The sequence below is a fragment of the Desulfatibacillum alkenivorans DSM 16219 genome (assembly GCF_900142135.1).
Taxonomy (GTDB): Bacteria; Desulfobacterota; Desulfobacteria; order Desulfobacterales; family Desulfatibacillaceae; genus Desulfatibacillum; species Desulfatibacillum alkenivorans.
Window position 1 is genome coordinate 78,036 of record NZ_FQZU01000006.1, and the last position, 21,737, is coordinate 99,772.

Genomic DNA, 21,737 nt, shown 5'->3' on the forward strand with positions numbered 1-21,737 from the left:
CCGAAAGAAATTGAAAAGCCGTTATTCAAGGATATCGTGTATTTTTTGGGAGATGATCTGGATATTGTATGGCTTCTGGACGAAGCCGTTGCAGCCTCTTTCCATGAGTTCGGCCACGCTTCCGTCCATGCTGTAGCCCGATGAAATCAGGATTTTCACTTGGGGATTGATTTCCCGCAGTTTGCCGAACACCTCCACGCCGGACATCTCCGGCATGATGATGTCCAGCACCACCATTTGGATTTCGTCCTGTTTTTCCTGGTAGATTCTTATGCCTTTCAAGGGATTCTGGGAGCCTATGACCGTGTAGCCCAGGCTTTCCAGAAGCTCCCGGCAAGCGTGGAGCGCCGGGTATTCGTCGTCGATGATCAGAATCAGGCCGGAGCCATTGACAATCGCCGGCTCCTGCTCTTCCTCCTGGGGGATCTCATTGCCGCTGCGGGGCAGAAAGATTTCAAACCGGGAGCCTTTTCCCTTTTGGCTGGTCGCTTGGATGGCCCCGCCGTGGTTGTCCACGATGCCGTAAGCCGAGGCCAGGCCCAGGCCGCTGCCCCGGCCCATTTCCTTGGTGGTGAAAAAGGGGTCGAAAATCCGCTTGAGCGTTTCCTGATCCATGCCTATGCCCGTATCCGCCACGCTGACGGTGACGTAATCCCCGGGCGGCAGATTTCCCGGCGTGGATTCCGGGGCGATGAGGGATCTGTTTTCCGTCTGGATAAAGATGTTTCCGCCTTGGGGCATGGCCTGCCAGGCGTTTAAAAGCAAATTGAGCAAAACCTGTTCGAATTGGGTGCGGTTGACGTCGACGACCCACAGGTTGTCCAGAAGATTGGTATGTATGCTGACTTCCTTTTTGGTTCTTCCGAACATGTGGGCGGTCTTGAGGATAAGCTGATTCAGGTTGCTGGGCTGGGCCTGCCGTTTGCCGCCCCTGGCCAGATTCAGCAATTGGCGCGTCAGGTCCGAGGCGCTTTTGACAAGTTTTTCTATGCCTCTGGCGTGCTCGTAATGCTTATGCCCGGGATCGCTGGTAATCAGGATCAAAGACGCTCTGCTTTGGATGCCCATGAGCAGGTTGTTGAAGTCATGGGCCACGCCGCCGGCCAGGGTGCCGATGGCTTTCATATACTGGGCGTGGCGCAGCTCCAGTTCCAGGCGGGCGCGTTTTTTCTCCGAAAGCCGGTGCTCCTCCATTTCCAGGGTCAGGTTCAGGTTGCTTTTCTCCAATTCCGCGGTGCGCTCTTCAATGCGTTTTTCCAGCCCGGCGTTTATGGAAAGAACCTTTCTTTGCTCCTCCTTCAAGAGGTAGGAGAGGAAAAAACTGGCTCTTTCTTTGTACTCCAGAGAGTAGCAGGCGAAAAAACCTATGCCCATGAGGCTGGCGGTGATGACATTGATGGCGACTATCCGCTCCACAGGCGGGTGGAGGATGAAAAAGGCCGCTAAGTTGTATACGACGGTTATGACAAAGGCGGAAAAGGTGGCCCAGGTGAATCGCGCGCCTATGGCCGTAAAATTAATGAAAAGCACCACGACCAGCCCGGCCGAAAACATTTTTGGGGCCACGACCGCCATCATGGCTATGATGCTGACTCCCGCCAGGATGATCAGGGCCGAAATCAGCCCCTGGAGGTATTTGGGGTTGAACTTTTTGGAATACACGACAGCCAGGCAGATTACAAAAATGGGAGAGACGCATCCATACCGGATCATCCAAAGGATTTCTTTGTGCTCAGGCGCCCAATAAACGTCCATGATTCCAAACAGGGCGTAAAAAACCATGGAAAGCAAACCCGCCACCCGGGCCTGACGCAATGTGGACTTGTTGTAGTAGTTTTGAAAAGGCTCTTCCAGGTGGGCGTGGTCGCCTGTAAATTTTAGGCTTAGGGGCGCCAGCTGCATCTCTGATATGCCTTTAAGACGGCTTAAGCGCATTTGCTTCTGTCTCCCCGATTCCCTAATGCCATGTTGTCACAGTATAAAATATCCCGGGCAAGACTAAACAAGGTTGGGCCTTGATGTCAATTCCCTGATCAGCCGGCCGTGAAAATAATGAAAGTAAATCAGAAGGCTTGCCCGTGTTATAAATCATAGCCCCAAAACCTGAGAAAGTCCGCAAACCGCAGCATGTTGGACTTTTGCCGGTTCCATGGCTTTAAGCTCGTGTAAAAAGGATTGTCCTCAACCAGGGAGTCCGAATACGCCTTGTCAGAACCCACAAACAAGTCCAAAGCCATCCAGCTCATGAGCAGGCTTTCCCATGGCTTGACGGAGTTTTTTACAAAGCCCTTCCTCATCCCGGCTTCATGGAAAAAACTCACGCTTCCTCCCCCCGCAATCTCCAGCTCCCGCAAGCCGCCGGCTGCAAGCAGGGGGGCTTGCTCCAGCTGTTTTCTGCACGCATCCAATTCCCGCTCGTTAACCGCGCGGACGTTCATAACCCGATGAATTTCGGGCCGCAACTCAATCAACAGCCGCTGGCCCTGGTCGGGCGAGTAATCCAGCATGGCCGGATGGGTTTCTCCATACACCTTTTGCGGCGCGTCTTCCCAGCCCTCAGGCAGGCATTCCTTCGGCAGATGGGTTGTCGGGATGATGGAAAGGTAGCAGCCGCAGGTATGCACTGTAGTGACGAGAACCGGGCGCTCCTCTTTATCCAGGGTGACCACGGCCAGCAGCCCTGGGTTTTTCCCGGCCGTGAGAGTGAACGGAATCAGGGAATAGGGAATTTTAGAAAAATGAATCCGGTAAACCAGGTTGGTGTAGTCGCCCTTGGATGTGGAAAATTGGGTTTGCCGGACGAAAAAAGCCGGCTCCCCCGAATCCGTATAGACCTGCGGCTTTTTGTTTGCGTCCAAAAAGGCCTTGGGCCGGCCGATCCTGTTATGGGCTTTGTCCGCGCCCCAGGCCTGGAACACGGGGGCGAAGCGTTCCTGAACGTCGCCATTTTGCGCCGCCGCCTGGTAGCAGGTGAAAGGCGTTTCGGGCTTTATGGGAACATGGTGGGAGCACGCCTGGCATAAAAGGACGGCGGTCAGGCAAAAAAAGGCGGACAGAATGCGTAAGGGAAAGGTCCGCATTGCCGCAGCTTTGATCTTACACGTTGGGCGCGTCAAGGCTGTTTTCCTTTCCGGGCCTTTTTGATCGCCCTTTTCATAATCCAGTCCACAAGCCCCGGCGCCAGGCGCTTGGCCAGCCAGGACATTTTTCCGTCCGAACCCGGTATGATCAGGAACTTTTTCTTTTTGACGCCGTTAATCAAGGCCTGGGCCACCTTGTCGGCCGGCAGCACGCAGGCGCTTTCCGAGATGGCCAGGGTCTCCAGCGGCTTGGTGAGGTTTTCCTCCGCAAGCCCCGGGGTGTCCGTATCCGGGGGGCACAAAACCGAAACGCCTATGCCCTGGCCGTCCAGTTCGCTGCGAAGCGCCTCGGAAAAACCGATAATCCCGAATTTGGACGCACAATAGTCCGTGTAGCCGAATACGCCTATGAGCCCGGCCACGGAGGACACGTTGACGATGTGCCCGCCGCGTCCCCGCATGTAGGGCAGGACGGCGGCTATTACATTTCGGGCGCCGTAGAGGTTGATTTTCATGGTTTCGTCAAACTGCTCGTAGGACACTTCCTCGAAAACCCTGGGCTTTGCCCGGCCCGCGCAGTTGATCAATATGTCCGGGACTCCAAACTCCACCGCCGCCTTGTCCATGACTTCCCGCACCTGGGCGTTGTCCGAAACGTCCACGGAGTAAAAGGCCGCTATGCCGCCGTCCCGGCAAAGCGATCCCACGCGCCCGGCCGCGTCCTTCAGCTTATCCGCATTGCGGGCGAACAGGCAGACGCTGGCGCCCTCCCTGGCCAGTGATTCCGCCGTGCACAATCCGATTCCGCTGGAACCTCCGGTGATGAAAACCCGTTTATTGGCCAGCCCCTCCATGCCTGGCGCTCCTTTCCGGCCTGATCAGCCAAGTTCAAAGGATGTCACTCCAAAAACTCCTGAAAGTTTGATGTCCGGCGCATTTTGGGTGTACATGCGCACGGTTTCGAAGGACGGCGCCATCCGGTGCCGTTTGGCGAGATTCATGGCTTCCTGATTGACGTCCGGGACGTCCAGGAAAATCGGCCCGTTGGGCGTGTGCGCAACCAGGGCGCGAAAGATTTCCTCGGCGGTGTTGGCGTCGTTGGCAAAAAGCGGCCCGATCTTAAAGCCGGAGGAGCATGACCTGACCACCCCGTATCCCGCCAGGGCATGGTTGCTTCTGAGCCCATAGGCGAAGATGTTGGGCATGGCGAGCCATGCCTTTAAAAAGCCCTCCCTGCGCACGGGAAAAAATTGGGAGTCGTATTCCAGAATTTCGTCAAACGAAAAGACGCCCAACGGCTCCACGGAGCCCGGCCTGAAACTGCCTCCCACGCCCTCGAACCGGATGTTGTGATAGGCTGTTTTAAAACCCGACTTTTCGTAGGTCTTTTCTTCCGCAAGCACTCCGTCCAGGCCGATGTTCCGGCCTCCCAGGCGCTCCATGGCCGCGTTCCAGACCCTGATGCCGCAGCCTTGTCCGCGATACTCGGGCTTGACGATGTAAAAGCCGATGAATCCGAAATCCTCCCCGTAGGAAACGGCGGAAATGCTGGCGACCATTTCTCCGTCCACCAGGCCCGCAAAATACCCCGCAGGATCCGTCTTGAAAAAGCATTCCGCGTCGTGCACGCCTGGGTTCCAGCCTTCCTTTTTCGCCCAGCGGACAGCCGCGTCAAGTTCTTCCCTGGTCATGGGCCGCACTTCGTACGATTCGGGGGGATTGGTCATGGCTCATCCTTTCGGCTTGTGATCATTTTTGTTTGAGGGATTCGAGATCCAGGGTCTTCAACCAGGCCATGGTCTTCTCGAATCCCTCATTATAACTGATCTTGGGCGTCCAGCCCAAATCCTGTTTGGCTTTTTCTATGGAAAAACGCAAACGGGAGCCTAAATTCTTCACCGTGTAGGTTGTCAAAAGGGGACGATCCGTTTTTTTAAGAAGTTTCCAGACCCTTTCCATGACAACCGCCGCCCCGTAAGCGGCGGGGTAGGGGATGCGCAGGGCCGGCGGCTTCACGTTCAGGGCCAGGGCGATTTTCTTGCTGAAATTCTGCAGGGTGTCGGACTCTCCGTCATGGACCAGATACCCGTTTCCAACAGCCCTTTCATCCTCGGCAATGAGCATCAAAAGGTCCGTCAGGTTTTCAATGTACGTGGGCCAGACCAGGGCGTCCTTTCTCCAAAACAGCATTTCCCTGTTTATAATGGCGTCCGCCAGGAGGGGGACGAAGGTCTTGTCCCCCTCCCCGTATACCCAGCACGGATAAACCATGGTTGCAGGCAGTCCATGTTCTTTATGATGCTTCCAGACCAATTCCTCGGCCTTGATTTTATAATCCGGATAAGGCTCTCCCCAGGGGGTTAAAGCAAAGGCTTCATCCATGACGGCTTCTTCGCTCGTTCCGAATACGTCGTTGGTGGAGATGTCCACAAGGCGGCTGACCCCTGCTTCCAAGGCCGCCTTGCACACGTTTTCCGCCCCCCCGACCATCACTTTTTGGAACAGGCTTTCCGGCGCCCAGTCCGAGACGATGGCCGCGCAGTGAAAAATCACGTCCACGCCTTTGGCCGCCTGCACCACCGAATCCAGGTCCGTAATGTCTCCGGCGAACTTCTCCACGCCCGGCTGATCCAAAATCCCGATCTCCGGGTCGCCGGGCAAGTGGAAAGCCCGGACTTCGTTTCCCCGGGCAAGGTTTTCCTTAAGCAGAGCGCCGCCGATAAAGCCCGTCGCCCCGGTTATGAGCGCTTTTTTCATGCAACCCCCTAAGCCCCCCATGCCTGGATCAGGCGGATTCCGCATCCGGCCTGGCCGCTTCGGGCGCCTCCGGCATCACTACGTTGGCGCCCTCCAGTTCCATGCGCCGCACTTCGCGCCGCATGAGCTTGCCGATGGCGCTTTTGGGCAGTTCGTCCACAAACTTGACGGACTTGGGAACCTTGTAGGCGGCCAGCTTCTCCTTGCAATAGCTCATGACCTGCTCCTCGGACAATTCCACGCCGGGATTGCAAACCACCCAGGCCTTGACCGTCTCGCCCCGGTACTCGTCGGGAATGCCTATGGTGCAGGCCTCGGCGATTTCGGGGTGCAAAAGCAGGATTTCATCGATTTCCGCCGGATAAATATTGTAGCCGCTGGCGATGATCATGTCCTTTTTGCGATCCACAATGGAAAGATATCCTTCCTCGTCCATGACGCCCACGTCGCCCATGTGAAACCATCCGTCCTTGAGAGCCTTGGCCGTTTCCTCGGGCCGGTTGTAGTAGCCCTTCATGACCTGGGGGCCCTTGATGCAGATCTCTCCGGGCTCGCCGGGGGGCATTTCATTCTCGCCCGTCACCATGTCCACGATTTTGATGTCCGTGTTGGGCAGGGGCACGCCCACGGTTCCCAGCTTCACCTTGCCCTTCCAAGGGGTGCATGTGCCGAACGCCGTGTTCTCCGTGGCGCCGAACACATCGTTGATGACAGCGCCGTGGAGTTTCTTCAATTCGTTGAGAGTGGCCTCGGACAAGGGCGCAGCGCCGCCGAAATATCCCTTGACGCCCGAAAGATCCAACTTCCGGAATTCCTCGTTGGCCAACAAGCCCATAAAAATGGTGGGCACTCCCGGCAAAAAGGTCGGGTTGAACTTCTTGATCATGTCGATGATCACGCCGGGCTCCGGCCTGGGCACCATGATGCCGGTCCATGCATTATAGATGATGAAGTTCTGGCTCACGGAGTATCCCGCGGAATGAAAAATCGGATAAATGCCCATAAGCCGCTCGGCGTCCCCATAAGAGATTTCGGGAAACCACGCCTTGAATATCTGAGCCACCGCCGAAAGGTTGGAATGGGTGATGACCGCGCCTTTGCTCACTCCGGTGGTGCCGCCGGTGTAAAGCAGGGCCGCTTCGCCGTCCCATTCCGATTGATTGGGGACAGGGTCGTCCTTGTACTTCTTCAAAAGATCCATGAACTGGTAAAGGTTCGGGCCCGGAGTAATCTTCCGGTACATGTCCTTTTTTACATAGGGGAAAAGCTGCTTGACCGGAAAAGGCAGAAAATCGTTGATGTGGCAGGTGATGATGTTCTTCACCTTGGTCTTGCCCTTGATCTTCTCCAGCCGGGGCAAGAGCAGGTCCAGCGTCACCACCGCCTTGGCGTCCGAATCGTTCAACTGATGGGCCAGCTCCCTTTCCGTGTACAGGGGATTGTTCATGGCCGTCACCCCGCCTATACGCTGGGTCGCCAGGTTGGCGATGACCACCTGAGGGATGTTCGGCAGGATCATCCCCACCTTATCGCCTTTTTTAATGCCCAGGTCCATGAGCGCTTTGGCGAACCTGTTGACCATGGAATTCAACTGGGCGAAGGTGATCTTTTTGCCCATATAAATAAACCCGACCTTGTCGGGATAATCCCGGGCCGTCCTGTCCAGGACCTCCGGCATGGTGATTTTTTCAAACTCCACCTCGTTGGGAGTTCCCTTGGGATACGATTTGTGCCAAACCCTTTCAAAGCCCATTCTTTGCCTCCATTCTCTGATCAAACGTGAAAAAACGCCGAGCCGGCGTTAAAACGCAAGGCCCTACTGGTTAAATCGTCCCGCCGGACCTATCCGGGCAGGATTGGATTCCAGGGGTTTGGGGGGATAGTCCTGGTTAAAATTTCAACGATTGGACAAAACCGGGAGCGACGCCTTCCACTCGAAAAACGCCGAAAAATCCGACAGGCGGGGCCTTCTCAGTTTTTCGGCGAATTCCGGCTTAAAGTCCTCTCCTATAACCTATGTGCTGCTGATGCCAAGATGACGCTCATCACCCGGCCGCGATCAACTGGGGGGAGGCGCGGCCGGCTGAAACCCTATTGGATCCTAAGGATTGGCTAAAACTTCAATATCAAACCCTGGCTTTAACTCCGAGGCGAGTTGGTTCAAGGCCTCCACCATCTTCTTTTTTTGCAGGGCGCTTATAAGCCTTTCCTTGACAGTTTCAAATGGCGTGATGCTTTCGGGCCTTTCATCCAAGGCCTTCACAATGTGATACCCGATGTCCGTCTCCACCAGGTTTCCTATCTCTCCGGGCTGGAGTTTTAAAATTATTTTCTCCAGGGGTTCGAGCTCCGTGTTTTTCAGGGCGCCCTCTGAGACATACCCCATGTCTCCGCCCTGATCCTTCTCCGGCCCTTCCGAGGCCTCTCTGGCTATGGCGGCGAAAGCTTCGCCCCCTTTTTTCGCCCTGGCGAGAACTTGCTGCGCCCGGGCCTTGGCGGTTTTTCCGTCAACGCCCTTTGCAGCGTCCTTTTTAATGAGGATATGCCGGACGCGGAGAGCCCGGGGCAAAACAAAATCGCTTGGATTTTCGTCGTAATACTTTTGGGCCTCGGCTTCGGTGGGCGTAAGCAACGCGCCGTACCGCTCCTCGATGCAGGCCCCCATAATCACGATTCTGCCAGCCAGGGCCGCGATTTCCCGCTCCGTGGCGTTCATGCCTCTCAGGGCGCTCTGATATTCCGCCAAGGACGGAAAACTGGCCTTGTAATTCCACACAAACCCGTCAACCAGACGTTTGTCCGGCTCGATGCCCCGCTTTTGGGCGTCCTGAAAAAGAACTTCCATATCAATGACGTTTTTCAGGATTTCTTGTTTCAGGGTTTGAGATTCCGTATGCACATGGGGGTTCCGGCTTCCGAACAAAAGGCTTTCCGCCAGGGTTATTTGCCACCCGTAAATGTTTACGCCGTTGACTCTGGCTAAAACTTTGCCGGGTTCGGCCATGCCATGGACAGGGGAAAGAAAAAAGAACAGCAACGCAGATAAAAATAAAATGCAGACGAACCTAATGACCCCCCCAGGCATTCCAGCATATTCCTCCGTATGCAAACAGGTTCCAAACATTGGTTTGACTCGTATACTATTTTCTTTTGTAAATCGCAAGAACCGAATATGACCCGTGTTCATTTCAATTCGGATTTTTCCCGCCAATCCCTGGGCCTGTTGATTATATGTCCTGTTACAGTGGTTGGATAGACGCAATCCCGGAGCTTTTGCATGAAAAAACATTGTCCTAAGGGCTTGCATTCGGCGAAATATCGCCTAAGGCTTTGCGGGAGGGAAAAAGAGTAAAAATTTGCTTAAAAATTGAATAGTTGTTCAAAAAAAGCCCCGTCCAAAAGTTGGGAGGCCCATCCCTCAAGCGGCGCAGCAAACAGCGCCCAATGCAGGCAGGAGAAAGTGCAGACCTAAGGCGGCGCCCAGGCCGATTAGATCCGTCATCCTCGCGAACGCGGGGACCCAGTGTCATTATTGCTTTAAAGACCGCTGGATTCCCGACAGGAACGCTCGGGAAAGACGGCGAAAGAATAGTCGCCATTAAAATCGACGGGCTGGGGGCCAGCGCTTTCGCGGGCGCAGCAAACGGCGCCCCTGAAAAAGGGATCGGGGATCTCTGCAAGACAAGGCGTCAGTTAAGCCATTTGACGATAAAAAAACCCGCCGCCGAAACCGCCCCTGTTATGACCATCCCCCAGGCCATGTCTATTACCACCACATCGGCATGCCAACCTTTAAACAGCGCCATGCTAACCAGGTCGAACGTCCCGTAGGTCACCAGGCCGAACAGCATCCCTTTCCAAAGCGCCTCTTTGAAATTATCCCCGGAGATTGCCGGGTAAACCACGAAAACCAGCACGCCGCAGACAAAGATCAGGTAGAACAGGGAGGCGGCAATCCAATTGACATGGTCGCTGAACAGAGCCCCCATCCTCCTGTGGTAATAGCCCTTGGCGAAAAAACCAACCCAGAGGATGTCCCCCGCCATGTATACCAGAAGGGTGAGCGCATAAGCCGCAAGCGTATTCTTGATCCCCATAGTTTCCCGCCTTGATCTAAAAGATTTTTCAAATTTTTCGAGCCCATGATGGGAAGAAAAAGGAGGCCCGTGTTCCTTCGCCTAGGACTTTTGAATCGGAATGTTGCCGGCAAATCGGCCTGTCACGCCATTATCCACGCATTCATCCAATTGTTCTTCGGTTGCTTCCTCCACGTTGGTGAGAGCGTCAATGGGGCAGATAAACTCATTTCCCGCCTTATCCTTTACCCGGACATAGGTTTCCCTGGGCGTTTTTTCCTGATTCATGACCGCTCCTGGTAAATCGTTTGAGGGTTTGCACGGACCATGCTTCGGCCTTTTACGTGAAAGCAGTGTTGATCTAATATTGGTATATTATTCAGAATACGGAGGAAATTGCCTTATGTCAATCAAAACCGCCTTCATTAATGCCTTCTTCATCCGGCTTGGCGCGGCCTGCTTTCGGGAGAACAATCCCAAGCAAAAGAAAGGTCTTGCCGCCGCGCCCAATGCGCGCCCAATGCTTGACCTTGTGTTTGGGATACAGTACCATTTCTCCACCGTTTTATTCACAATGATCAAAAGCTCCTGCAGCCGGCAAGATATCGTTGATCCGGGCCTTTTTTTGTCATCAAAGGTTGCGCCGTGAAAGGTTTTTTCCATGGAAGATTTTCAATTTCCCGTAGGGTATCATGATCTCCACAAGGTGAAAATTATCGATTTCCAGCTAAACCGTTGGCATTCCTGGGGATACACTTCTTTGCAGGACATGAGGGCCGCGGCCGCAAAAATCAGAAAGCTGGACGACTGGAAAGACGCCCTCCTGGCCCGGATGAACATCGCCCTGGAGCAGGGAAGGCTGCTGAACGCCGTGTTTAATTGCCGGGCCGCCGATTTTTTCGTCCATCCCTCGGACCCGGACAAAAAGCGCATTTACGACATGTTCATAGACATGTTTTACAATGACCGATTCAAAGACGAATCCCTAAAGCGCGTTTGGATTCCCTACGAAGGCGCGGCCATTCCCGCGCTGCACATTCCGGCGTCCGGAGATAAATCCAAGGGGGCCATGGTCATCCACGGCGGGTTTGACTCCTACATGGAGGAATTGCTTTCGTGCGCCGTGTATTTCAGCAACCGGGGTTATGACGTGATTTTGTTTGAAGGCCCGGGCCAGGGGGCGGCGCTCAAGGAAAAAGGCCTGTTTCTGGATCATCGCTGGGAAAAGCCGGTCAAGGCCGTTTTGGATCATTTCGGCCTGGAAGAATGCGCGCTCCTGGGTTTCTCCATGGGAGGATGGTTTTGCTTTCGCGCCGCAGCCTTTGAGCCCCGGATCAAGCAGGTGATCGCTTCCAGCATCGCCTACGACTATATGCAGATCCCTCCCAAAGCCTTGCAGGCGCTGGCCAATTGGTTCATGAAACATCCCCGTCTTACCGAGGTCTCGAGCCGGTGGAAGATGAAGTTCATGCCCCAGGAAAAATGGGGCGTGGAAAACTTCATGTACATCACGGGCAAGAATTCCATTGTGGATCTCTTTCACGAAATGCAAAAGATGAACGCCGACAACCTCAAGTCGGAGCTGGTGACGCAGGACGTGCTGATTTTAACCGGCGACGAAGACCATTTCATCCCCCTTAAAATGCATCATATGCAGGTCGCCGCGCTCAAGAACGCCCGATCCGTGGAAGGGCGGGTATTCACCCGCAAGGACCAGGCCCAGAACCATTGCATGATCGGCAACACCGGGCTGATGCTTGCCGTCATCAAAGAGTGGCTGGAAAAAACAAAAGGCTGAATTATTGCGGAAATCATCCGTATTGATAAGAATTATCAATACGGCCCTTGCCACACGCCAGGCCGCTCTTATGTTTTCAGGTAGGTTTTGGACAAAAGCGAAAATCTTTATCCCCTGACTGCTTTTCTCACGTGAAAGGAGAAAGACCATGGCTCAGTTTACATTGCAAGGCAACCCATTTGAAACCGTCGGCGAACTCCCGGGCATTGGAACGGCGGCCCCTGGCTTCACCCTGACGAAGGTGGACCTCTCGGATCTTTCCCTGGATGAATTCAAGGGAAAGAATGTGCTTTTGAATATATTCCCCAGCATCGACACGGGCGTGTGCGCCATGAGCGTCAGAAAGTTCAACGCCGAGGCCAGCTCCCTGGATAACACGGTGGTCCTGTGCGTTTCCATGGACCTGCCCTTCGCCCTGGGGCGTTTTTGCGGCGCCGAAGGCCTGGACGACGTGGTTCCGGTTTCGGCTTTCAGGGCCGGAGGGTTCGGCGACGCCTACGGCGTCAAGATTGCCAACGGCCCCCTGGCCGGGCTATTTGCACGGTCCGTGGTGATTATCGATACGGAGGGCAAGGTCAAGTACACCCAACTGGCGCCGGAAACGGGGCAGGAGCCGGATTATGAGGCAGCCCTTGCGGCCTTGAAATAGGAATCCTTCGTTTTCACCGAATAAATAGAAATATTTTTTCGTGCGGGCGATCAGGCCCGGCGGAATGAACGGGGGGCTGCAAGGCCCCCCGTTTTGATTGGGCTTTTTACTTTCCGGCCATCATGGCGGCGATATCTTCTTCGACCTCCCCGATGGGTTTTAAATCGAATTTTTCCACAATCACCTTGGCCACATTGGGGGAGAGAAACCCGGGCAATGTGGGGCCAAGGCGCATGCCTTTCACCCCCAGGTGAAGCAGAGCCAGCAATACGGCCACGGCCTTTTGTTCATACCAGGCGATGTCGTAGGAAATGGGCAGGTCGTTGATGTCGTCCAGCCCGAACACCTCTTTGAGTTTGAGGGCTATGACCGCCAGGGAGTAGGAGTCGTTGCACTGCCCGGCGTCCAGCACGCGGGGAATTCCGCCAATGTCGCCCAGGTCCAGTTTGTTGTACCGGTACTTGGCGCATCCCGCCGTGAGGATCACCGTATCCTTGGGCAGGTTTTCCGCCACCTCGGTGAAATAACAGCGCGTTTTGTGGCGTCCGTCGCAACCGGCCATGACCACGAAGCGCTTGATCGCCCCGGATTTTACGGCGTCAACGACCTTGTCCGCCAGGGCGAGCACCTGATGATGGGCGAATCCTCCCACGATCTTGCCGGTCTCAATCTCCACCGGCGGCTGGCAGGTTTTCGCCAAGGCGATCGCCGGAGAGAAGTCTTTGGCGCCTCCAGCCGGCCTGTCCTCAATATGTTTTGCGCCCGGATAGCTGACCACGTTCGTCGTAAACAGCCTGTCCAGGTAAGTATTGTCCTTTTTGATGGGGATCAGGCAGTTTGTGGTCAGGATGATGGCGCCGTTGAAGGACTCGAAGTCCTTGTTCTGATGCCACCATGAACCGCCGTAATTCCCCACAAAGTGATCGTACTTCTTAAAGGCCGGGTAATAGTTGGCGGGCAGCATTTCCCCATGGGTGTATACGTCCACCCCGGTCCCCTCGGTTTGCTTGAGCAACTCCTCCATGTCCTTGAGATCGTGGCCCGAGATCAAAATGCCGGGATTGCCCCGCACCCCGATGTTTACTTCCGTTATTTCAGGATTCCCGTACACCGTGGTGTTGGCCTCGTCGAGCAGGGCCATGGTATTGACCGCCGTCTCGCCCGCCTTCATGACCATGGCGATCATGTCGTCCACGGAAAGCTCTTTCGTGGTGGAAGCCAGGGCTTCCATGAGGAATCCGTAGATGTCGTCCTTTTCAAAGCCGAGAATGGCGGCGTGGTCGGCGTAGGCGGAGATCCCCTTGCACCCGAAAATCAGAAACCCCCGCAGGGATTTGGCGTCTTCGTCCGGGGCCGTGGTGAGGCGGACTTCCTCAGATTTGGCCTTGGCCATGATTTCATCTTTATCCTCCGACGCCCATGTTGCGCAGTCGGGAAGATCGCCCGAGGCCCCGGCCTTCTCAGCAACCGCTTCCCGGACCTTGAGGGCCTTTTTGATCCAATCAATGATGATCTCATCGTCCCAGGCCGCATTCGTGATGGTGACGAATAGAGCCTGGCAGATGAAGCGGCCCGCCTCTCTATCCACGACGCCCTTTTCCTGCAGCTTTTCGCCATAGACTGAGATGCCCTTGCAAACATAAATCAGCAGGTCCTGGAGGTCGGCCGTTTCTTCGGGCTTGCCGCAGACTCCCCTGATGGTGCATCCTTGGTTTTTTGCGGTTTCCTGACATTGAAAACAAAACATGGTCATCCTCCTTGGTAAATGAAAAAGTAGGCGTTGAAGACGATTGCGGAGCGTCCTTGCTCTTACTGCTAAACGCGCCGCCTGTCCGTGAATTGTGCGAAATGCCGCAATTTTCCCCTTATGTACACGATGATTCCAGGCTAAAGAATAAGCCCCCTCTTGTCTACATAAACCGGGGAATATTCCGCGGCGTTATCGATGAACGAATGCAGCCGCGCTCATATGGGCGGAGCTATGGTCACCAAAACCCGCATGTCGGCGTCCGCCCGAATGCCGTGAGGAGCGGCGATGTCGCAAACAAGCATGTCCCCCTTTTGGGCGGGCAGGGTCTTTTCGTTTGCGCCCAGGAAAGCGCCTTGCCCTTCCAAAACCAGAATTGATAGCTGCCCCTCAATATCGTGAGAATGGACGGGAAGAACCTGACCCGCCTGAAAATTGAAATTGATGATTTTAAAGTAGGGGGAGTCATGCACCAGAAAATTTGAAACTCCCTTTTCCGAAAAACCGTTGGAATCAAAGATGTTCATGCTTTTCATTGGCTTCTCCTTTGCATAGGTCAAAAAGGGCGGAAGGCCTTTTCCCGCTGGGTTGAGGGCATCATACGGCAAACGGCCCTGCGCTTCCTTGACTCAAGTCAAAAAAGTCAAATTTTTTTGGAAAAACAGGGCGCTGCCAGGAAAGGCTGATTTTTTTATTAAAATTTCAAGTCCTTCCTTGACCTCTATGGAAAAGATGCATAAAGTTTATGGAACGACATCCTAAAAGGATACCAAAAGGAGAATGACATGCAAAACGTGGAAAATGGCAAGTTCGTCCTGGTGCACTACACAGGAACCCTCGGCAGCGGAGAGGTTTTCGACTCCAGCAAAGGCCGTCTGCCCCTGGAAGTGCAGATGGGCGCCGGCCAGTTGATTAGCGGGTTTGAGAAAGCTCTGGACGGCATGGAGCTGAACGAATCCAAAACCTTCACCCTGCAGCCGGAAGAAGCCTACGGCGAAAAGAGCGATGAGCTCCATCGGGCTTTTGAACGCTCCCAGATCCCGCCCAACCTGGACCCCAAAGTCGGGGACACCGTGGCCATGCAGGGCCCTGGCGGACAGCCCGTTCCCGCCAAGGTTATTGAAGCAGACGAGCAAAAAGTGGTCATCGACCTGAATCATCCCCTGGCCGGCGAAGCCCTGACCTTTGAAATTCAGGTCGTGGGCATCAACGACGCTCCCACCCAGGCCCAGGAAGGCTGCGGCGGATGCAGCAGCGGCGGCTGCGGCGACGGCGGCTGCGGCGAACCCGGATCCTGCTGCTCCTAATCAGCGCAAATTTGAATGAATCAAGAGGCCGGACGTCCTTGGGGGCGCCCGGCCTCTTTTTTTTTAATCAATCGTCTTTTGGAATTTCATGATGGCCAGGCTCAGAAAGCCCGCAGCCAGCAGCACCTGGGCGATGATGGGCTTTATCAGGGATTTTGCGCCCACGCCTTTTAACGCGATGCTATGGAGGATTTGCAGGTACCACCGCATGGGGTTGAAGATGGTCGCCGCCTGCACGCCTTCCGGCATGTTGTGAATGGGAAAGATAAACCCGCTCAGCAGAATCGCGGGCACAATAATCAAAAAGGCGGTCAGCAAGGCCTGCTGCTGGGTCCTGGCCGTCACGCTCACCAACAAAGCCAGTCCCAGATTTCCCGTGATGTACACGCCCGAGCATGCGTAAAGCAGCAACAAAGACCCCTGAATTCGTATGCCGAAGACCAGAAAGGCGATGATGAACATCAGGGTCATGGTCACGTACCCCGTGATCAAAAAAGGCAGGGTCTTGCCGATGATGAACTCGCTCTTGCGGATGGGCGTGACCATCACCTGCTCGATGGTGCCGATCTCCTTCTCCCGCACGATAGCCATGCTGGTGAGCACCAGCCCCACCAGGATGAGCATCACCGCGATCAATCCGGGCACGTAATAGAACTTGCTTTCCAGGTTGGGATTATACCAGGCCCGGCCTTCCAGGTTGACGGCGTCGGCGATTTTCCCCGCGCTCTTTTCCAGATGCCGGTTGTTGAACAAGGCCGTCACCTGCCCGGCGTAGTTCATGATGATGGCCGTGTCGTTGCTGTAAATCCCGTCGCAAAGAACCTGCACCGGAGATTGCTTGCCGGATTTCAAGTCTTCGGCGAATCCGTAAGGGATGGAAATGGCGGCCAGGACTTCGCCCTTGTCCAGCATTTGGGGCAGCCTGGAGTCGTCCCGCAAAGTCACGGCCACATCAAAATACCCCGAATCGGAAAACCCGGAAATCAGGGTGCGGCTTTCCACGGTATTGTCCCTGTCCACAATGGCGACCTTGATGTTCTTCACGTCCGTGGTCAAAGCCAGGGACAAAATCGTCAATTGAACCAGGGGCATGACCATGATGACCATCCGCATGCGCTTGTCGCGGAACATCTGGAGGAATTCCTTGATCAGCATTTGTTTGATGCGTTCTTTCATTGCGCGACCCTCAATTATGTCAGTCCAGCATAAGCCGGAGTTTTTTATGCGCTAAAATCATCATGGCCGCGGCGTAGATCGTCAGCAGCAGGCCGTTTAACCACAGGATTTCCAGCCCCACCCCTTTCAGGTAGATCCCGCGAAGCATGGCGATGAAATACCTTGCCGGAACAATATAAGTGATTCCCTGGATGGGCAGCGGCATATTGTGGATGCCGAACACAAAACCGGATAGCAGCAAGGTGGGCATGTATCCCGATAAAATGGCGATCTGATTGGCCAGCACCTGGCTTTTTAAGGCGATGCTCAAAAGCAGGCCGAAAAACAAGGCGCCCAGCAAAAAGATGGAGGACGCCAGGACCAGCAGCCCGGGATTGCCCCGCATAGGCACATGGAAAATCCACCGCCCCATGGCCACGGCTATGGCCACGTCGGTCAGGCCCACCACAAAATAGGGCGTAATCTTGCCCAGAACCAGTTCGGGAACCCGCAGGGGCGTGCTGATCAATTGCTCCATGGCGCCGGTTTCCCATTCCCGGGCCACGGTCACGCTGGTGAGCATGGCGGCGATAACCACCATAACCAGGGCGATGATGCCGGGAATGATCACGTTCCGGCTTCTCAGGTCCGCGTTGTACCACGCTCGAGGTTCGATGACGGCCTGGCCCGGCGTTGCGCCCAGATGCCTCCCCGCCATTCTCACCGCCCGGACCTTGCTGTTGTATATGCGGCTCAGGTTGGTCAAATAGCCCATGGCCAGGCTGGCGTTGTTGGTGTTGGCGCCGTCCACAATCACCTGGACGTCCGCGGTTTTGCCTGCCAGGATGCGATCCCCGAAATCCCAGGGGATGACCAGCGCCACAATCACCTGGCCCGTATCCAGGTATTTTTGGATGTCCCGGTAGTTGTCCACGCCGTACTTGACGGAAAAATAGGGCGAGCCCTGGAATTGGCTCAAATAGTCCCGGCTCTGGGGCGTGTTGGACTGGTCCCAGACCACCGTGGGCACGTCCGACAGATCCATGGTCAAAGCCCAACCGAATATGGCGATCAAAAATACGGGAATGGCGATGGCCAAAGCCAGGCTGCGCCAGTCCCTTATCAGGTGGATGAACTCCTTGCGGGCCACGGCCCTCATTCTTTGGAACTTAAAGCCTTTCATGCCGCCCTGCCTTGTTCTTCCTTGCGATCTTCCAATTCGATCAGGGAGACGAACACGTCCTCCATGCTGGGGAGGATTTTTTCCACGGTGAACGTTCCCAGGTTTCTTTTTTCCAGCAGATCCGTGATGGCTTTTTTCGCCTTGTCAGGATCGCCCGTCTTTACGTGCAGGCCCGCCCCGAACAAGGCCGCGTCCTGCACTGCCTCCATGGCCGCAATGGCGTCGATGACCTCCTGGGGCCGCCGGCATCGCACGTCCAGCACGGATACATCCAACATTTGGGTTTTCAGCCGATGCGGGGCGTCCATGGCCACAATGCGGCCCTTGTAGATGAGCGCCAGGCGGTGGCAATATTCGGCCTCCTCCATATAATGGGTGGTCACAAAAACCGTCACGCCCTGGCCGGCCATTTCGTATATCAGGTCCCAGAACTTGCGTCTGCTTAAAGGATCCACCCCGCTGGTGGGCTCGTCCAGGAACACGATGGGCGGCTTGTGCAGCACCGCGCAGGCCAGCGCCAGGCGCTGCTTCCAGCCTCCGGCCAACAGCCCGGTCAGATGCTTTTCCCTGCCTTCCAGCCCGGACATCGCCACGGCCCATTCCTTGCGCTCCTCCAGGATTTTTCCCTTAAGCCCGTATATGCCCCCATAAAAATGGATGTTCTCCTCCACGGTCAGGTCTTCGTATAGCGAGAACTTCTGGCTCATATATCCGATGTTCATCTTGATCTGCTCGGTCTGGGTATTGACGTCCCGGCCCGCAACAGTTCCCGTCCCAGAACTTGGGGCCAGCAGCCCGCACAGCATGCGGATAGTCGTGCTTTTGCCCGCTCCGTTGGGCCCCAGGAATCCGAAAATCTGCCCCTTGGGCACGGAAAAGCTGATGTTATCCACGGCGACGAAATTGCCGAACCGGCGGGTCAGCCCGTTAACTTCCACGGAGAGCTCCTTGCCGTTTTCCGGATTTTCCTCCCTAACGGCAGGGGCGGGGGAGGAGGATTTTTCCTCCGCTTCCTTAACCAGGGTTCGGATGAAAACATCCTCCAGGCTGGGCGTGATTTTGCGCATGCTCTTGATGGCCACGCCCGCCGTCTCCAGGACGTCCCTGGCCTGGGCCGCGGCGCCGTCCAAATCCTGCGAAACCACATGCACGGTATCCCCGAACAGGTTTACATCCCGGGCGTCCGCCGTCTTCTCCCGAAGAATGTGATTGGCCATCCAGGGGTTGGAGGTGCGAACGGACAGGATTTTGCCTTCCAGGGGCTTGCAGATTTCGTCGGGCCTGCCTTCGGCGATCAATTTGCCTTGATTCAGCAATCCCACCCGGGAGCAGCGCTCCGCTTCGTCCAGATAGGCGGTGCTGACCAGAATGGCTACTTTCTGGGCCAGAAGCCTGTAGAGGATCTTCCAGAAATCCCGCCGGCTCACCGGGTCCACGCCGTTGGTTGGCTCGTCCAGCAGCAGCACCCTGGGGGTGTGGATTAGGGCGCAAACCAACTGGAGTTTTTGCTTCATGCCGCCGGAAAGAGCGCCGGCCAGACGCTTTTTAAAGGGCCGCATGTTGCTGAAGTCCAGCAACTCATCCATTTGACTTTGGCGTCCCCTTTTGGGAACCCCGTACAGGTCCGCGTAAAAATCAATGTTTTCCTTGACCGAAAGATCCGGGTACAGGCCGAATTTCTGGCTCATGTAAGCCAAATGGTCCCGCACGGGAAACTCCTGCCCCGGAAGATGAAACCCGGCCACGCTGGCGCCGCCTTCCGTAATGGGCAGAATGCCGGCCAGCATGCGCAGGGTGGTGGACTTGCCGGCGCCGTCCGGCCCCACCAGGCCGTAAATCTCCCCGGCCTTCACCTCCAGGCTCAGCCCGTCCACGGCCGTCAGGCCGTCGAACCGGCGCACCAGGGATCGGGCTTGTATGAACGGCGTGGACTGGCTCATTGCGTGATCCTGATGACGGCGTCCGCGGGCATGCCCGGTTTGAGGGCCATGTCCGGGTTGGATAATTCGATTTTCACCCGATACATGAGGTTCAGGCGTTCTTCAAAGGTCTGGACGGACTTGGGCGTAAATTCCGACTCGCTGCTGATAAAACTCAATGCGCCCGGATATTTCTTGCCGGGATAGGCGTCCGTGGAAACCTCCACCTCCATGCCCAAACGAATGCGGCCAAGATCCCGCTCGCTCACAAAGGCGCGCAGCCAGACAGGATCCATTTGGGCCAGGGTGACCACCGGGGTTCCAGGGTTCATATAGGCCCCCGGCTCGGCCGACTTAGCCAAAATCACCCCGTCAAAGGGCGCTTTCAGCAAGGAATCCCGCACCCGTTTTTCGGCGATTTTCACGGCCTCCCCGGCGGACTCCACCCGGGCTTTGGCCTGGGCGATATTCTCCTTGCGGGGGCCGGCCTTGACCAACTCGTAATCCGCCTCAGCCTGCTCCAAAGCCGCCCGAGCCTGACGGATCAACTCCTGGCGCGGCCCTTCCTTGACCAGGTGCAGGCGCTCATTGGCCGCCTGAACCCGGGCCTTGGCCTCCTCAAAACCCCGCTGGGCGATGTCCATCTGGGTTTCGTAAGTCTGCACGGCCTGAATGCTGATGCCGCCCGACTCAAAAATTTTGTGATACCGCTCGTAATCGGCCTTGGCCAAAGCCACCTTGCTTTCCGCCGCCAGAGCCCCCGCCTTGGCCTGATCCAAAGCCGCCGCAGCCTCCTTTATTTCCTGAGCCCGGCTTCCGCTCAGCAACTCCTTGAGCGCATACTCCCGTTGGGAAACCATGGCCTTGGCCTGGGCGATTTCCTCCGGCCTGCTGCCCGCCTCCAACTCCTCCAGGACCGCCTGGGCGTATCCCAACTCCGCCTTGGCCTGCTGCACCTGCAATATATAGTTGCTGTCGTCCAGCCGCGCCAGCAAATCGCCCTTGGATACGGTTTCGCCTTCGTCCGCCAGCCGCTCCGCTAAAATGCCCGAAAGCTCAAAACCCAGGTCCACCTGCACCACTTCAATGTTGCCGGACATCTTGATCAGGTTGGGATCGTCCTTTTCCCGAAAGAAGAAAGCCCACGTCAAACCGCCGCCGACAATCAAAACAAGAATGATCAACCGCACTGTTTTCTTCATGTCACGCCATCCCTTCCCGGCCCCCGCCTGCGCCCGAAACTGTATCGCCTTCCGCTTCCCGCCGCACGGCGGCCATGCCGCCCAGTGAAAAACGGGTGATGTGCTCAGCCAATTCCTGAACAATGCCCGGTTGGTTCAAGTCCAACAACTCCAGCCGGGAGAAAATGGGCCGGGCCAAACTATAATAAACGCACTGGCCCACCATGCTCAGCAGGCATTTGGCCGCTTCCTTCTCAGGGACATTCGGGCCGAGAATCCGCCGGATCAGGTCCAGGGCCTGACCGGCCGTTGGGCGGACGAAGGTCTCCACCAAGCTGTCCATCACCTTGGTCGGAGCCGCCAACTCCCTGGCTAAAAGCTGTGATTTTTTCGGGAGTCCGCCCTCCTGGACATGCTCCAGCAAACGATTCAACATGCCTTCCACGAAAAAAGCCAAACGCTCCTCCGGACCAGTTCCTTCCGGAAAGTCCTTTGTAACCGGAAATTGGTCAAAGACCTCCGCGAACAAATGATGGCACAAATCCTTGTACAGCCCTTCCTTGCCCCCGTAATAGTAATTCACCGAAGCCACATTGGCGCCCGCCAGATCGCAAATCTCCCTCACTGTGGCGCCTGCATACCCTTTTTGGGCGAATACCTCCCCGGCGGCTTCCAGAATTTTTTCCTTGGTGTTTTTTTTATCCGTTGTCATGGCAATCCTCTGTACCTTAAAAGGTTGTTTTAAACAAAAATTTAAAACAAACGTTTAAAGCTGTCAAGGCCTGGACAGCATCATTTTTTCTTTCTCCAAACATTTACATTGCCGGCGGCATCTGCTATGAAAAAACCGAACGATCGTTCGGAACAATCCGCGGGCTTAAGCCC

The 21,737-nt window shown here is 55.6% G+C and carries 20 protein-coding genes; 4 read left to right on the forward strand and 16 right to left on the reverse strand.

The features are described 5' to 3' along the window. Positions 1 to 21: 21 nt before the first annotated feature. The 9 genes from BUE18_RS07150 to BUE18_RS07190 all read right to left on the reverse strand — a co-directional run bounded on the left by BUE18_RS07150 (position 22) and on the right by BUE18_RS07190 (position 10,201). Positions 22 to 1,935, reverse strand: a complete 1,914-nt coding sequence (locus BUE18_RS07150; RefSeq protein ID WP_083610831.1) for a hybrid sensor histidine kinase/response regulator — start codon at positions 1,933 to 1,935, stop codon at positions 22 to 24. 146 nt (positions 1,936 to 2,081) lie between these two features. Next, a complete protein-coding gene (locus BUE18_RS07155) occupies positions 2,082 to 3,080 on the reverse strand; it encodes a hypothetical protein (protein WP_073474383.1) in 999 nt (332 codons plus the stop codon). A 32-nt stretch (positions 3,081 to 3,112) separates the two neighbouring features. Further along, on the reverse strand, positions 3,113 to 3,934 hold the full coding sequence (locus BUE18_RS07160; RefSeq protein WP_073474384.1) for an SDR family oxidoreductase: 822 nt from the start codon (positions 3,932 to 3,934) through the stop codon (positions 3,113 to 3,115). A gap of 24 nt (positions 3,935 to 3,958) precedes the next feature. Next, a complete protein-coding gene (locus BUE18_RS07165; RefSeq protein ID WP_073474386.1) occupies positions 3,959 to 4,807 on the reverse strand; it encodes a GNAT family N-acetyltransferase in 849 nt (282 codons plus the stop codon). A 22-nt stretch (positions 4,808 to 4,829) separates the two neighbouring features. Then, a complete protein-coding gene (locus BUE18_RS07170) occupies positions 4,830 to 5,837 on the reverse strand; it encodes an NAD-dependent epimerase/dehydratase family protein (protein WP_073474388.1) in 1,008 nt (335 codons plus the stop codon). A gap of 28 nt (positions 5,838 to 5,865) precedes the next feature. Next, positions 5,866 to 7,590 (reverse strand): long-chain-fatty-acid--CoA ligase, encoded by a 1,725-nt coding sequence (locus tag BUE18_RS07175; protein WP_073474390.1) that lies wholly within the window; start codon positions 7,588 to 7,590, stop codon positions 5,866 to 5,868. A gap of 348 nt (positions 7,591 to 7,938) precedes the next feature. Continuing rightward, on the reverse strand, positions 7,939 to 8,922 hold the full coding sequence (locus BUE18_RS07180) for a peptidylprolyl isomerase (protein WP_073474391.1): 984 nt from the start codon (positions 8,920 to 8,922) through the stop codon (positions 7,939 to 7,941). A 604-nt stretch (positions 8,923 to 9,526) separates the two neighbouring features. After that, positions 9,527 to 9,934, reverse strand: a complete 408-nt coding sequence (locus BUE18_RS07185; RefSeq protein WP_073474393.1) for a DUF2177 family protein — start codon at positions 9,932 to 9,934, stop codon at positions 9,527 to 9,529. Positions 9,935 to 10,015: 81 nt separating this feature from the next. Next, positions 10,016 to 10,201 (reverse strand): hypothetical protein, encoded by a 186-nt coding sequence (locus BUE18_RS07190; protein WP_073474395.1) that lies wholly within the window; start codon positions 10,199 to 10,201, stop codon positions 10,016 to 10,018. 115 nt (positions 10,202 to 10,316) lie between these two features. On the opposite strand from BUE18_RS07190, the gene BUE18_RS07195 reads away from it, so the two are divergent. The 3 genes from BUE18_RS07195 to tpx all read left to right on the forward strand — a co-directional run bounded on the left by BUE18_RS07195 (position 10,317) and on the right by tpx (position 12,360). Then, positions 10,317 to 10,562: a hypothetical protein gene (locus tag BUE18_RS07195; protein WP_073474397.1), complete on the forward strand. Its 246-nt coding sequence runs from the start codon at positions 10,317 to 10,319 to the stop codon at positions 10,560 to 10,562. 12 nt (positions 10,563 to 10,574) lie between these two features. Then, positions 10,575 to 11,711: an alpha/beta hydrolase family protein gene (locus BUE18_RS07200; protein ID WP_073474399.1), complete on the forward strand. Its 1,137-nt coding sequence runs from the start codon at positions 10,575 to 10,577 to the stop codon at positions 11,709 to 11,711. A 148-nt stretch (positions 11,712 to 11,859) separates the two neighbouring features. After that, the gene (gene tpx, locus BUE18_RS07205) at positions 11,860 to 12,360 is read left to right on the forward strand and encodes a thiol peroxidase (protein ID WP_073474401.1); all 501 of its coding nucleotides are present in this window, start codon (positions 11,860 to 11,862) and stop codon (positions 12,358 to 12,360) included. A 106-nt stretch (positions 12,361 to 12,466) separates the two neighbouring features. Here tpx and hcp read toward each other — a convergent pair whose 3' ends face one another. Beyond that, complete coding sequence (hcp, locus tag BUE18_RS07210; protein WP_073474403.1) at positions 12,467 to 14,107, reverse strand: hydroxylamine reductase; 1,641 nt, start codon at positions 14,105 to 14,107, stop codon at positions 12,467 to 12,469. A gap of 218 nt (positions 14,108 to 14,325) precedes the next feature. Beyond that, positions 14,326 to 14,643, reverse strand: a complete 318-nt coding sequence (locus tag BUE18_RS07215) for a cupin domain-containing protein (RefSeq protein WP_073474405.1) — start codon at positions 14,641 to 14,643, stop codon at positions 14,326 to 14,328. Positions 14,644 to 14,892: 249 nt separating this feature from the next. Between BUE18_RS07215 and BUE18_RS07220 the strand changes: the two genes are divergently transcribed. Then, a complete protein-coding gene (locus tag BUE18_RS07220) occupies positions 14,893 to 15,414 on the forward strand; it encodes an FKBP-type peptidyl-prolyl cis-trans isomerase (protein WP_073474407.1) in 522 nt (173 codons plus the stop codon). Positions 15,415 to 15,477: 63 nt separating this feature from the next. Here BUE18_RS07220 and BUE18_RS07225 read toward each other — a convergent pair whose 3' ends face one another. From BUE18_RS07225 to BUE18_RS07245, 5 genes are read right to left on the reverse strand one after another with little or no spacing between them, the layout of a single operon-like run. Continuing rightward, a complete protein-coding gene (locus BUE18_RS07225; protein WP_073474409.1) occupies positions 15,478 to 16,590 on the reverse strand; it encodes an ABC transporter permease in 1,113 nt (370 codons plus the stop codon). A 19-nt stretch (positions 16,591 to 16,609) separates the two neighbouring features. Then, positions 16,610 to 17,752 carry an ABC transporter permease gene (locus BUE18_RS07230; RefSeq protein WP_073474411.1) on the reverse strand — a complete coding sequence of 381 codons (1,143 nt, stop codon included), beginning with the start codon at positions 17,750 to 17,752 and terminating at the stop codon, positions 16,610 to 16,612. After that, positions 17,749 to 19,692, reverse strand: coding sequence for an ATP-binding cassette domain-containing protein (locus BUE18_RS07235; RefSeq protein WP_073474413.1), 1,944 nt, complete (start codon positions 19,690 to 19,692; stop codon positions 17,749 to 17,751). Before BUE18_RS07235 ends, BUE18_RS07230 begins: the two co-directional genes overlap by 4 nt. Beyond that, positions 19,689 to 20,873 (reverse strand): beta-barrel domain-containing protein, encoded by a 1,185-nt coding sequence (locus BUE18_RS07240; protein WP_073474415.1) that lies wholly within the window; start codon positions 20,871 to 20,873, stop codon positions 19,689 to 19,691. The genes BUE18_RS07235 and BUE18_RS07240 overlap by 4 nt, the downstream gene beginning before the upstream one ends. A 1-nt stretch (position 20,874) precedes the next feature. Beyond that, positions 20,875 to 21,564, reverse strand: coding sequence for a TetR/AcrR family transcriptional regulator (locus tag BUE18_RS07245; RefSeq protein WP_073474416.1), 690 nt, complete (start codon positions 21,562 to 21,564; stop codon positions 20,875 to 20,877). Between the last annotated feature and the right edge of the window lie 173 nt (positions 21,565 to 21,737).

Excerpts from the sequence above, each read along its gene's own strand:
- BUE18_RS07190 (WP_073474395.1), bottom strand. The coding sequence starts at position 10,201 with ATGAATCAGGAAAAAACGCCCAGGGAAACCTATGTCCGGGTAAAGGAT.
- BUE18_RS07165 (WP_073474386.1), bottom strand. The coding sequence starts at position 4,807 with ATGACCAATCCCCCCGAATCGTACGAAGTGCGGCCCATGACCAGGGAA.
- tpx (WP_073474401.1), top strand. The coding sequence starts at position 11,860 with ATGGCTCAGTTTACATTGCAAGGCAACCCATTTGAAACCGTCGGCGAA.
- hcp (WP_073474403.1), bottom strand. The coding sequence starts at position 14,107 with ATGTTTTGTTTTCAATGTCAGGAAACCGCAAAAAACCAAGGATGCACC.
- BUE18_RS07225 (WP_073474409.1), bottom strand. The coding sequence starts at position 16,590 with ATGAAAGAACGCATCAAACAAATGCTGATCAAGGAATTCCTCCAGATG.
- BUE18_RS07155 (WP_073474383.1), bottom strand. The coding sequence starts at position 3,080 with ATGCGGACCTTTCCCTTACGCATTCTGTCCGCCTTTTTTTGCCTGACC.
- BUE18_RS07160 (WP_073474384.1), bottom strand. The coding sequence starts at position 3,934 with ATGGAGGGGCTGGCCAATAAACGGGTTTTCATCACCGGAGGTTCCAGC.
- BUE18_RS07185 (WP_073474393.1), bottom strand. The coding sequence starts at position 9,934 with ATGGGGATCAAGAATACGCTTGCGGCTTATGCGCTCACCCTTCTGGTA.
- BUE18_RS07230 (WP_073474411.1), bottom strand. The coding sequence starts at position 17,752 with ATGAAAGGCTTTAAGTTCCAAAGAATGAGGGCCGTGGCCCGCAAGGAG.
- BUE18_RS07220 (WP_073474407.1), top strand. The coding sequence starts at position 14,893 with ATGCAAAACGTGGAAAATGGCAAGTTCGTCCTGGTGCACTACACAGGA.
- BUE18_RS07170 (WP_073474388.1), bottom strand. The coding sequence starts at position 5,837 with ATGAAAAAAGCGCTCATAACCGGGGCGACGGGCTTTATCGGCGGCGCT.
- BUE18_RS07245 (WP_073474416.1), bottom strand. The coding sequence starts at position 21,564 with ATGACAACGGATAAAAAAAACACCAAGGAAAAAATTCTGGAAGCCGCC.
- BUE18_RS07200 (WP_073474399.1), top strand. The coding sequence starts at position 10,575 with ATGGAAGATTTTCAATTTCCCGTAGGGTATCATGATCTCCACAAGGTG.
- BUE18_RS07175 (WP_073474390.1), bottom strand. The coding sequence starts at position 7,590 with ATGGGCTTTGAAAGGGTTTGGCACAAATCGTATCCCAAGGGAACTCCC.
- BUE18_RS07240 (WP_073474415.1), bottom strand. The coding sequence starts at position 20,873 with ATGAAGAAAACAGTGCGGTTGATCATTCTTGTTTTGATTGTCGGCGGC.
- BUE18_RS07215 (WP_073474405.1), bottom strand. The coding sequence starts at position 14,643 with ATGAAAAGCATGAACATCTTTGATTCCAACGGTTTTTCGGAAAAGGGA.
- BUE18_RS07150 (WP_083610831.1), bottom strand. The coding sequence starts at position 1,935 with ATGCGCTTAAGCCGTCTTAAAGGCATATCAGAGATGCAGCTGGCGCCC.
- BUE18_RS07235 (WP_073474413.1), bottom strand. The coding sequence starts at position 19,692 with ATGAGCCAGTCCACGCCGTTCATACAAGCCCGATCCCTGGTGCGCCGG.
- BUE18_RS07180 (WP_073474391.1), bottom strand. The coding sequence starts at position 8,922 with ATGCCTGGGGGGGTCATTAGGTTCGTCTGCATTTTATTTTTATCTGCG.
- BUE18_RS07195 (WP_073474397.1), top strand. The coding sequence starts at position 10,317 with ATGTCAATCAAAACCGCCTTCATTAATGCCTTCTTCATCCGGCTTGGC.